The sequence below is a fragment of the Porphyromonas gulae DSM 15663 genome, from assembly GCF_000378065.1.
GTDB lineage: Bacteria > Bacteroidota > Bacteroidia > Bacteroidales > Porphyromonadaceae > Porphyromonas > Porphyromonas gulae.
The window spans coordinates 1-10,387 of record NZ_KB899188.1 but is presented as its reverse complement, the minus strand read 5'-3'; the positions used below and the strand labels follow the sequence as shown (position 1 = coordinate 10,387).

Here is a 10,387-nt window from a genome sequence, read left to right as displayed (position 1 = left end):
ATAAAGGGACAGCGTCAAGCTCACCATTGAGGAGTCAAGCAATTTTATGGGAGCCTTGAAACGGAATTTGCGACGTTGCCACAAGCCCTGCTGTCCAAAATGTTGAAAAGTGGCATAGTAGATATCTCTGAATACCTTACTGTTTCTGTGGGCGTTCTGATAAGCGATGGTAGATTTAGAAGGAGCACGAGCTATTCCTAAGTGGTTGAGATTGCCGTTGGCGGAATTAAGACCATTGGAAATGTCTCTCACAGAGTCGCAGTTTGAGAATTGGCTGAACATCATGCTAACAAACTGACTCCAAGTATCGTAACCCTTGCAATGTTTGTCTGTACCGGACTCGCGAATAATCTTTCTAATCTTTTCTTTCGGTAGTTTACCGATGGCTTGCGCAAAGAGTGTTATATTTGTCATAAAGGAAGTAGAGGAGTTGGGGACTCTTTACTAAGGTAACATTTTGTTCCTTAGCTCTACTTCCTTTTTCTTATATCCTCCAAAACGTTTAGGACAACATTGGTATTTTTTATAAAATGAACATTAGGGCTTCGCTTTTTCGATACTTTTTCAGTAATACCGTTTGCATTCTATGTTATCAGTATTTGACGACAAATATTCTCTTATCTGTGAATCAGAATTTATTCATTTTTTTTAATCTGTAAAGAGTATTAACCAACCTCAATTGATAGTCTGTGAGTATTCATGAACTCTTCCTGAGCAATCCGGATTGTTCAGGATCATTCTCAATCCGCTTAATTTCTACATCGACCAGTGCCAGAATCTCCTGCTTTATCTGCTTGTAGTTGGCGGTCAATGGATGCTTTGAGGCTGTCCTGTCCCGACTCATCCGTAAATGCTGCGATCACAGGAATCGGTTTATAGCTTTTTGTTTCTGCGGATATCTTCGCACTATCCACGACGATTTCCGCATGGAAAATCTTCTGTTCGATACGTTCATCGAAATTATCGGATACGGCCCCGACAAACATCCCTTGCGTCAGGTTGCTGATCTTGCTGGCCGGGATAAGGCTGTCCATTTGCGTACTGATGGAGGTGGATTTGTCGTTTCGGTTAATCGTCATCGATTGGCGTTGCTGCAAGACTTTCCCGAAGCGCTCGATAGCGTCTTGGCCGTTTCACCTACGACCTGACCGCTGAAAACATTTCCCACCGTATTCTGAATCACTTTGCTCTCCTTGTCTCCGTAATCGCGGGTAAGCTGACTGAAATCCTGAAAGCCCAGACAGACTGCCACTTTATTGGAACGAGCCGTAGCAATCAGGTTATCCAGCCCTCGGAAGTAGATGGTGGGCAACTCATCGATAATCACCGAGCTTTTGAGCTGCTTCTTTTTGTTGATTAGTTTCACGATCCGGCTGTTGTATAAACCGAGTGCTGCCGAATAGATATTTTGTCGGTCGGGATTGTTGCCCACGACCAGGATTTTTGGTTCTTTCGGGTTGTTGATGTCGAGCGAGAAGTCATCGCCCATCATCACCCAGTAAAGTGCTGGAGAAATCATCCTCGAAAGCGGAATCTTGGCCGAAGCGATCTGTCCCTGAAGCTGATCCTGTGCACCGCCTTCCCATGCGTCCATAAAGGGCGAAAGATAGTTGGCCGGCTCATCGTAATAATCATCGCCGGTTTCAGCTTCCGGCAAGATCTCCGGAGCAGAACGCACTGTGGGAAGCTCCCGAATCTCCTGCCGGCTGTAATTGAGGAAGGGATTCTTACCCCCGAGAAAGTAATCGTTAAAGACATGGGCCGAATAGCCCTTCCCCAAGCGCGAGCCATTGGCAGCGATACCAGCTTTGTCCGAGATAAACGTGATGCCGTAAGCTCGTTTTGGGCGGGCATGCCCGGCAATGCGAGCGATTTTCTTTAATATTATTGTTAATTATTGCATACCTTTGAAGGCGTATAGCAAAATGATTACCATTCATGAGTATCAGAGCAGTCTTGTGTATCAACAAGCGTGAATATCGGGTGCTGCGTTATCGTCAACGGTTTGCCCGAAGGGTCAGCAGCAATGGCATGCCTGCTTCGGACCTGTACGGTGGTACTATCGATGTCGAGTTCGAGTCGGAACGCGACAGTGGCATCTTTGCTTTGATGACGGATGAGAATACCCCCACGATCGAGGGGTATCTCCGTATTTCCCCGTCGGAAGAAGATACGATGGTCAGGGAATTGAAATTCGACGAAGCCTATCTTGTCGGTTATTCGGAGCAGCAGTATGATGATTGGGGTGCACCGGTGACGATGTGCGTCTCGATCTCCCCGATACGTTTGGACTTCAATCGTACCGTATGCATAGAACGTCGCAACAGCAGCATTTGGCGAGAGTATCGGGCGGAAAAACCGTTGTTCAAGGCTCCGGTTCATACTCCGCCGTCTCCGTTGGTTACTTCCGTCAAAGGTGAAGAAACGGCTCTGCCGACACACACGGTCAAATACTCGGTGACGGGGTATAACCTCGCGACGATCGGCGCAAACGACCGTGAGCGAGTCAAATGGCTTGTCCGGGTAGACGGCAGGGACGAACAGCCATCGCAGCGAGGCGAAACGCTCGAACTGATGATCAAGCCCGAGTGGACGGGAAAAGACGTTACCGTCATGCCTTACCTGAGGAAACCCAATGAAGAGGTAAGCGTAAAAACGACGGTGAAGCGCAAAATCATACTTTTTTTCATTGGTGGGGCTGGAGACAAAAAACCTTTTCTATCACAAGGGCCTACGTATATCATGAAATCAGTAATGAATTATTTTAACCGCAAAATAGAGGTATATTCAAAAGCCATTAAAAACGAATCATACTATTTAGGATACGATGAATTGTATCCCGAAAAGGATATTAAAGATAATATTTTAAGCAAAATTAATTCTTCCAATACTCCTATTTACATTATTGGCCATAGTTTTGGAGGATGGAATGCAGCACATTTATCAAAGAGATTAAAAGCCAAAGGTCATAAAATAAAAATGCTAATCACTCTTGATCCGGTTAGTGGAATAAACGGTGTTGAGTTTTTTGCAGATTTGTATCATGAAATACCGATTCCCACTAGTGCTGATTTCTGGATTAATATATCTGCTGTTCCTGAAGATTACAAGATCGATGATCTTATTGCTGATGTTGGAGGACAGTGGAAACCTAAGATCCATAAACCCAATATTTATTTTGAAACGAAGAAATCTCATGGGCAAGCTCTTGAGATGTTTACAGAACGGATTGTAAACGGAATGTCTGCATTTGATTTTCTAATTTCTTCTATTCTTAAAAACGAATGATAATGAAATATCCTATTAAACGGAAATATAAAATCCTTTGTGCGCTGACTTTTGTAGTGATTGCAGCAGCACTGTACATATGGTATTTTACACTGGTTCCCGATCGTATGGGCTGGGTCGATACACTCGACATTGATTTTGTCGCTCTGCGCCGTCCGGTTCAAAGCGATTATTCCGACATTATGACTTACGAGAAGGACGGGGTCATCGAATTCTTCTCGCCGAAGAAATTAGAGGATAGCCGCCAAGGACGCTTAAGACTCATCGGGACGAATCGTTCCGACGTAACGTATCAGGCTATATATGCAGATAAAAAGGATGAAAAGCCCATCGTTTTAATAGAATCGAATAGTGTTCATCTATCGCGACTGACTGATAGCGGATATGTATATATGGCAGTGTTCGATTTTCAGCGTCCTAAGGCGGAGATAAAAGAATTGGGTAGTGATATTTACTGTAAAGTGTTTTTTATTAGAATGTTTTCCCCTATCCATGAAACAAATGAAATGGTAATCCCTTATAATCATATAGTAACCTGCTTTTGCCAAGAAGACACACTTGCCATCCACAAACTGTATTAAAGGGAAAAGAGAGAAACGCCGATTGCATTTCTCTCTTCTCTTTCCGGAGCAGGCGGATCAGAGGCCGCCTCCGCCGCTTCCGCCACCCGGCATCGAGGGTTCGGACGGTGAGGGCTGCGGCTTTTCTTTCTGATCGACGCGTTCGTAGCTCACGCCTTGGAGCGTAAAGTAACGCTTCGACGGTTTGAGCCGAACGACGGGCTTGGTGATGTGCACGTTGGCGTTGAACTTCTCGACGCCCTTCTCCACGAGTTTGCTGTGGAAGCCGGGCGTGAGCAGGCCGATGTCGCCGAAGTCCACGGTGTCGCCGTTTTCGACATGTTTCTTGGCAATTTCGGCAGCAAGCCGCAGCACTGCCTCTACTTCGGCTCCCTTAAAGGTCGTAGCACGAGCTACTTCTTCGCAAAAATTGCGGTGATCGATGCGCCTGCGTCCCGTCGGGCAGGCCTGAAGAACGGTCTTGCCGGCATACTTGCCGAGCGTGGCTTTACGCTCGATGAGCGTGTAGAGCAAAGGTTTGTTCGCCATGTCTTTCCTGTTGTTAAGTGAAGCCCCTCGTTGTCTGATGACGGCCGGCGGAAGCGAGGGGACTTTGACCTCCGCCGACGTATATACTCCGAATACACCGACAAAAATACAAAAACATGTCGGCATTTCACACCCAAAAGAACGATATTTTACAAAAAGAGGGTCAACCCTCTCATTTTGCCGCCGACGACGTATCGTTTCGGCGAGGACGACCCTCCGCCCGTTTTAGGTCGTCCCTCCGCCCATTTTAGGTCGACCTAAATGCTCCGTTAGGTCGACCTAACCGGCCATTTAGGTCGACCTGGCTTTCTGTCAGGGTCGACATGGGTGATTTATTGTCTCGTAGAATGCAGATAAGAAGGGGGTTGCAGGATGGAAAACAGTTCCTTATAAATCATCTGTTGTCGAGAGGCAAAAGGAGGGATTTAGACGATGGGCAGCGAGGCAAACCGGCAGAGAAATATGGCGTGCGTTACGACTCTATCAGCGTTCGGAGAGATACTTCCTTACCTCGTCGGCACTTAGCTTTCTCACCTGCGTATCGGCAAATTCCCTGTATTCCTCCATGCGGAATAGTGGACGCATGTCGTCGCAACTCTTTCCTTTGTTCCTTTTCAAATAGGCTTCGAGGTCGTCGCTGTCTGCGAAGATCTTATATAAACGCCTGCCCCGTCCGTCTTTTATTTCGTAAATGCCACACGGTCTCTTCATCGTATAATCTGCGGTTCGCAGATACAGCAGGGCGATCTCGGCCGATCCGAACGGGAAATTCCACCTCTGCAACCCTCTCTTCGCATCGCGCTCTATGCAGATGCAGCGGCCGCAAGTGCCACATATATACTGTGTATGATGGGTCAGACAATCCGAGGGATTGAGCAATGGCGTAATTCTGCTTCGGTCACTGTAACATTCTTCGCACGTCATCATAAAACTGTGTATTTGCTTTCGATCGGTGTTGGACAAATCAATCGGATTATATCGGAACAATCGACAAAAATATAAAAATATGCCGGCATTTTCTGTCGATAAGAATGATATTTTTACAAAATCAAGGGCGATAACGGGCTGCTTTTCTTCCACGTCGTTATCGGAAATCAGACGAATATGCCTTACTCGGTGGACTTCATCACCTTCAAAGTGGTGGATAAAAAGGTGGCCGGACGCACAGCGATTCAGGAGCAGGTTTTGCAGCCGCTTCGAGCCTGCCATCTGGGGGGTATGGGTCAGAAAATCACCCGTTTGTTGGTTACGACGTATTCGGCATAGCGCCAGCCGAGGTAGCTGTTGATAATCCCCCATAGGGCTATAGCGATCAGCACATAACCCGGAATCTTGATGTAGAGTGGTGAAAAGGATATCAGCAGAAGTCCGAATAACAGGAATTTAATCGGATAAACAAAAAACCACCAATGCACTTGGGCTTTGTATGTAACGGTTTCACCCGTCAGCAATGTTTTGTCTATGTAGCTCATAACTAATTACAAGTTTACCGTATCAATGAACTTATAGCGTCCAAAGATACGGGTTCGGTATGTTTTTACCCAATGAATTGCAGTTTTTCTTCTCACGAATTCTTCATTCTCCTGCTGTGGCCTATTGTTTTCCTCCGGGAAATCACCATTTATTACTTCTGTTCTACTAGATCTTTTTGCTACTTTTTGTACCGCTCCAGGCTCACCCGACAAAAAGACTGTACCATCTCGCCTATCCGCTTTTCATGATAGATATCGAATGCACGGTTGATTTCTTCATCGGGTAACGTGCTATATATTCCTCCATCCATTATCAATCCGCAATCATGCAGGACTTTCTGCTGTATGTCCTCTCTGCTCAGCAAGCACTTCCGAAACACCCTTATTTGTTTAACAATCGTCTTTCTCATCTCTGTATTACATAATGCTCAGCATTTGTGTTTACTCTAAATTACATAACAGAAAAATACAACTTCAATCCTGAAATAAATCCACATTAGACATTGTGATATAATCTCTTTTTCGTATCTTTGTCGGATATAGGATGTGCTCCCTTGAGCTTTCTGATGTAGTGTCAAATAGATGAGTACAAATTTTTTCTATAAGAAATTAGGCTATGAGCATTTAGTGAGATGTTCAGGAATAACGACCTCTAATCCTGAATACCAGGAGTTGGGAAAAATTGGTGCAGATAAGGTTTATTTTTCAGGGGATTTTCCTGCCATTCTTTTTAAAGAAGTCGAGGCATTCGATATATACGCTTTAACACAAATTGCCCAAATTCAACATAAAGCATGGAACTATCGAAAAATCATGTTTCTTTTTGTCGTATCAGACACTGAGATTCGGATTTACAATTGTCACGAAAAGCCCAGGTTCATAAAGTCTGATTCTGACTATGAAAAGGAATTAAGCCCCTATCAGATTTTTAGAAGCACGAAAGAAGATGAGGCAAGTTTAAAAATTTTAGTTGAGATTTTTTCTCGCATAGGCGTTGACAGTGGTTTACTATGGACAAGCGACTACAATCTTCGTGATGAAATTAATGTTCAGAAGAGAATAGATAGGTATTTAGTAGAAAGTTTGCTGAGAACGGCCGATGCATTAAAAGAGGATATTACAGACACTAATATTATTCATGGATTACTCATGCGCTCTCTTTTTATCTTATATCTTGAAGATAAAGGGGCTGCGAAAGAAGCAGGATTATACAGAGAAATCAGGAAGGATGCGGAAAGTTATTTCGATATTTTAGATGATGTAGATGCTACATATAAGTTGTTTGCTAAATTGCAAGACCATTTTAATGGTAACGTTTTCCCAATAATTGAAGATGAACAATCGAAAGTAAAAAAAGAACACTTAGAAAAAATAAAAAAATGTTTCATCGATGGAGATATTTCAGGACAACCGAAGCTGTTTGAAAATTGGAGAATATTCAAATTTGATTTTATCCAAATAGAATTATTGAGTGAGGTATACGAAAACTTTCTTGGCGAACTTGATACAAAAAAAGAAAAAGGACAATTCTATACTCCATATACTTTGGTAGAATTAATTCTAAACGACAAATTGCCAATCAAAAATGAAACAAATTACAATGTTAAAATTTTAGATCCGGCTTGTGGTTCTGGAATTTTCTTAGTCGAAAGTTATAAAAGACTTATTAGGAGATGGAAAAATAAAAATCCAGAGAAGGTCATAACCTTCAAAGAACTTAATGATATACTTGTAAAAAACATCTTTGGAATCGAAATAGATCCATTAGCTATTAAAGTAACAGCTTTCAGCCTATATTTGGCATTAGTTGAGCATCTTAACCCCAAGAAACTCTGGATAGACAAAACCAATAAATTCCCTTATTTGATAGATAATCCTAACGATATTTCAATTAAAGAAAAAAAAGGAAAAAATCTGTGGTGTCGGGATACTATTGGGGAAGTGAATCCTGATGATTTTGAAAAGGTGAATTTGGTTATTGGGAACCCACCTTTTGGGACTAAGAAATTGTCAAAATCGATAATGGACTATTGTGTCAAATATAATTTTGGCAAAGAGATGGTTTTACCATTTCTACATAAATCCATTGAGTTTTGTCCTGATGGAGAAATCGCTTTAATTTTTAATACAAAAGTGCTTACCAACACAAAAAAAACTTACCAGAATTTTAGGCACTGGCTATTAAATGAGAACTATGTAGAAAAACTCTATAATTTATCTATATTTAGGAAATCGCCGAGAAACTTTGGAGGACAACTATTTACTTCTGCAATAGGTCCAATATGCATTATCTATTTTCAAGCAAAAACACCACCTAAGGCGTCTAATACAATTGAGTATTGGGCTCCTAAGACCTACGTTAAATCCAACTTAATTGATGGGGTATTAGTTGATTCTACAGATATCAAATTTCTCCCACGAACGGAGTGCCAAATTCCAAACAGTAAAATATGGAAAATAGCCATGTGGGGCAATATTGCAGATTATAATCTAATAAAACGCCTATCCAACACCTATCCTTCTTTACAAAGGAGTTTTAAAGATAAAGTTGTCTATGGTGTTGGATTAGAAACAAGTGTTCCTTGCAAAAAAACAGATGAAAATATCAAATTAATTCCTCATCACACATCAAAAACAATCAAACGTTTTTATACACCTATTAACTTTGGTACTAGAATAACAAATTCCTTTTTCAGAAGATTAGGATATGTTGATGCATATAGGGCTCCTCACCTATTATTGAATGAGGGAGTCCAGAAAAATAAACTCACGGCTTCTTTTTTGGATTACGATTGTTCTTATTTTAAGGGAATCGTAGGTATTATTTCCGAAAAATCTGATGAAAATATTTTGAAACTAACTTGCGCATTTTTAAATTCATCATTTGCTCAATATTATGCTTTTATGACAACTTCTTCATGGGGTATTGAGAGAGATGTTGTTAAACATCAAGAATTATTCACCATTCCTTTCATCATAGAAAACTTCACCGAGCAAAAAAAGCAAACAATTATTTCATTATTGGATAGTGTTATTAAGAAGCAATCCCAAATACCTTTTGGGGATTATTTGGAGCTTGAAGATAATATTAATACCATTCTTCTCGATGATTTAACAGAAAAAGATAGAATTATTATAACGGACTCTCTTCGACATATAGACCTCTTCCAAAAAGGGAGTAAATCAAAGTTGCTAAGGCACACAACTAATAATGAAAATTTGGCCTATGCCGAGATTTTAAAACAAGAGCTGAATGATTTTTATTCCGACACTAGCCATGGAATTAATATAGCTGTATATGATGTGCAGCGACATGACCCTTTAAACTTGGTGACATTGCATTTCTGCAAAAAAGAAAAACCTATTGAAATAAAGCAGACGAATGAACTATCTTCCTTACTTAAAGAATTAGACAAGTATTCTATTCAAGAAAAAGGTAAAAATATATATGTACAAAAACAATTCAGATATTACGATAGGGATAAAATATATTTGATTAAACCAAATCAGAAGCGTTTTTGGACACGTTCACAGGCTATTGATGATGCCCTCTCGCTCGTCGTTGAAATTGCAAATTTGGGAACAAAATGAGCGGAAGATTTAACCCAGAGTATATAGATTGCACATTGCAGATATTGGAGAGGCGTTGTTTGACTTTATTGTGCGATGGTTATTGTGTCGTTAAATCTAAAGGAAGTATTTCTATTGACAAGGAAGAGGAAGATATATCGAAAGAACTACTACTATCTATAAATGCGAATATAAAAAGGATGGAATGGCAAATAGATATTATTCCTGAATACAGGCTCTATAAAAATGATGGCATTGCTGCTAAAAGTGCAGCAAGAATTGATTTCCGTTTCTCTGGTTGGAGTACAAATCAGTGGGAGTATTTTGCTGAAGCCAAAAATTTAATTGAAATTGATTCTTTCAAAGCTGGACGAAAAACAAAAATTTCGGCAAACCAACTCCATAGGCGATATATAGAAACAGGCATTGATAATTATTTGTCAAGTAAATATCCACAAAACGGATGTTTGATCGGCTATATCCTTCAAGGAAAAACTGAAAACATAGTATCAATGTTGAACATATGTTTGTGTGCTTTGAATCGAAAAACAGAACTTTTACAATCTAAGGATTTGGAATTCGCAGATTTTATATCATGTTATGTTTCTTCGCATGAGAAATTTCTTTCCATGAAGCATTTAATGTTTGATTTTGCCAATAATTAACTAGTCATCCCTTAAATAGATCTTTAATCTCTGATATTCAGCAAATTAGTTTGCGAATATCTTTGCTAAATCTGCAAGTTTTCTTATCTTCATAGCAGAAAACTTGCAGATTTTATGATTAAAAAGCCCTATAATACCCCTTCATTATTCAGCAGTCTATCAGACATGCTGAACCAATCGCACCCACTCTATAAATTAGCTGACAAAATAGATTGGGCCAAATTCGATACGGCCTTCAAACCTTTGTATTGCCCAAACAATGGTCGCCCTGCTAAACCTATTC

Annotated in this window: 8 protein-coding genes and 3 pseudogenes; 6 read left to right on the top strand and 5 right to left on the bottom strand. The window is 40.8% G+C overall.

Going from position 1 to position 10,387, the window contains the following annotated elements:
* Both F452_RS0110055 and F452_RS12465 read right to left on the bottom strand, forming a co-directional pair.
* Window positions 1-414: DUF4372 domain-containing protein (locus F452_RS0110055; RefSeq protein ID WP_018965680.1), on the bottom strand; the 414-nt coding region annotated here is incomplete at its 3' end.
* Between the two features lie 283 nt (window positions 415-697).
* Window positions 698-1,627: pseudogene (locus F452_RS12465) on the bottom strand (TraM recognition domain-containing protein); the annotation flags it as partial.
* Window positions 1,628-1,938: 311 nt separating this feature from the next.
* Here F452_RS12465 and tssD point away from each other — a divergent pair.
* Window positions 1,939-3,288, top strand: coding sequence for a type VI secretion system tube protein TssD (gene tssD, locus F452_RS11175; protein WP_018966070.1), 1,350 nt, complete (start codon window positions 1,939-1,941; stop codon window positions 3,286-3,288).
* 2 nt (window positions 3,289-3,290) lie between these two features.
* Complete coding sequence (locus F452_RS0110040) at window positions 3,291-3,869, top strand: hypothetical protein (RefSeq protein ID WP_124752763.1); 579 nt, start codon at window positions 3,291-3,293, stop codon at window positions 3,867-3,869.
* A gap of 57 nt (window positions 3,870-3,926) precedes the next feature.
* Here the strand turns inward: F452_RS0110040 and F452_RS0110035 are convergent, their stop codons facing one another.
* Window positions 3,927-4,397 carry an HU family DNA-binding protein gene (locus F452_RS0110035; RefSeq protein WP_026292377.1) on the bottom strand — a complete coding sequence of 157 codons (471 nt, stop codon included), beginning with the start codon at window positions 4,395-4,397 and terminating at the stop codon, window positions 3,927-3,929.
* A gap of 483 nt (window positions 4,398-4,880) precedes the next feature.
* Entirely contained in the window at window positions 4,881-5,324 is a 444-nt protein-coding gene (locus F452_RS0110030; RefSeq protein ID WP_208854513.1) for a hypothetical protein, read from the bottom strand.
* A gap of 132 nt (window positions 5,325-5,456) precedes the next feature.
* On the opposite strand from F452_RS0110030, the pseudogene F452_RS11720 reads away from it, so the two are divergent.
* Window positions 5,457-5,606 (top strand): annotated as a pseudogene (locus F452_RS11720) (DUF4138 domain-containing protein); the annotation flags it as partial.
* A 14-nt stretch (window positions 5,607-5,620) separates the two neighbouring features.
* Here F452_RS11720 and F452_RS10985 read toward each other — a convergent pair.
* The gene (locus F452_RS10985; RefSeq protein ID WP_018966066.1) at window positions 5,621-5,869 is read right to left on the bottom strand and encodes a hypothetical protein; all 249 of its coding nucleotides are present in this window, start codon (window positions 5,867-5,869) and stop codon (window positions 5,621-5,623) included.
* 582 nt (window positions 5,870-6,451) lie between these two features.
* Between F452_RS10985 and F452_RS0110015 the strand changes: the two genes are divergently transcribed.
* The 3 genes and pseudogenes from F452_RS0110015 to F452_RS12220 all read left to right on the top strand — a co-directional run.
* The gene (locus F452_RS0110015) at window positions 6,452-9,460 is read left to right on the top strand and encodes an HsdM family class I SAM-dependent methyltransferase (RefSeq protein WP_018966064.1); all 3,009 of its coding nucleotides are present in this window, start codon (window positions 6,452-6,454) and stop codon (window positions 9,458-9,460) included.
* Window positions 9,457-10,104 carry a hypothetical protein gene (locus tag F452_RS0110010; RefSeq protein ID WP_018966063.1) on the top strand — a complete coding sequence of 216 codons (648 nt, stop codon included), beginning with the start codon at window positions 9,457-9,459 and terminating at the stop codon, window positions 10,102-10,104. Before F452_RS0110015 ends, F452_RS0110010 begins: the two co-directional genes overlap by 4 nt.
* A gap of 114 nt (window positions 10,105-10,218) precedes the next feature.
* Window positions 10,219-10,387 (top strand): annotated as a pseudogene (locus F452_RS12220) (IS5/IS1182 family transposase); the annotation flags it as partial.